Origin of the sequence: Mesorhizobium sp. M1A.F.Ca.IN.020.04.1.1 (assembly GCF_003997315.1) — a bacterium.
Taxonomy (GTDB): Bacteria; Pseudomonadota; Alphaproteobacteria; order Rhizobiales; family Rhizobiaceae; genus Mesorhizobium.
In genome coordinates, this window is sequence record NZ_RZSN01000401.1 from 1 (window position 1) to 887 (window position 887).

Sequence of the window (887 nt, forward strand, 5' to 3'; positions counted from 1 at the left end):
GGCCTACCGCAACCTCGGCACGTCCTGCGGATTCCCGACCAAGGACGTCGCGCCCTGAACCGACCGGGCACGACAGGGGCAGGGCGCTGGCAATCTTTCTCGCGCCTCGCTATCTCTGAGAAATGAAAGGCTCCAAGCCTTCCGCTCACCAGAGCGAGATGACGCTTCCTTGAATCGCCATCTCGCTCTAAGATTTTGTTTTTGAAGCATGATCTTCTCCGAAGAGTCTGCAACTTTTCGGGATCATGCTCTGAATCGCAAACCCAAGGCTCTCCATGCGCTGCCCCTATTGCCAGTCCGAAGATACGCAGGTGAAGGATTCGCGTCCCGCCGAGGATGGCGCGGCGATCCGCAGGCGCCGCGTCTGTCCGGACTGCGGCGGCCGCTTCACCACCTTCGAGCGCGTGCAACTGCGCGATCTCGTCGTCATCAAGAAGTCCGGCCGCAAGGTGCCGTTCGACCGCGACAAGCTGCTGCGCTCGGTCGAGATCGCGGTGCGCAAGCGCAATGTCGACCCCGAGCGGATCGATCGCGCCGTGACCGGCATCGTGCGCCAGCTCGAAAGCTCCGGCGAGACGGAAGTGGCCTCCGGCGAGGTCGGTCGGCTCGTCATGGAGGCGCTGAAATCGCTCGACGACGTCGCCTATGTCCGCTTCGCTTCGGTCTATCGCAATTTCCGTGAAGCCAAGGATTTCCACGAGTTGCTGGGCGAACTGAAGGGCGACGAAGAAAAGACCGAAGAGGACGCCGGCTGATCATGGCGAAAGCTCAATTGGGCGGGGCCGAGCAAGCAGCCCTTGATCGCCGTTTCATGGCGGCGGCCATCCGGCTGTCGCGCCGCAATGCCTGCCGCACCGCGACCAACCCTTCCGTCGGCACCATCATCG

Annotated in this window: 1 protein-coding gene and 1 pseudogene; both read left to right on the forward strand. The window is 62.6% G+C overall.

The genetic code is table 11. The features are described 5' to 3' along the window. Positions 1-275 precede the first annotated feature (275 nt). Positions 276-755, forward strand: coding sequence for a transcriptional regulator NrdR (gene nrdR / locus EOA49_RS32195; protein WP_059184872.1), 480 nt, complete (start codon positions 276-278; stop codon positions 753-755). Between the two features lie 2 nt (positions 756-757). Next, positions 758-887 (forward strand): annotated as a pseudogene (locus EOA49_RS33905) (riboflavin biosynthesis protein RibD); the annotation flags it as partial.

Bases quoted from the DNA above. Each gene is read 5' to 3' on its own strand.
- nrdR (WP_059184872.1), top strand. From the start codon at position 276: ATGCGCTGCCCCTATTGCCAGTCCGAAGATACGCAGGTGAAGGATTCG.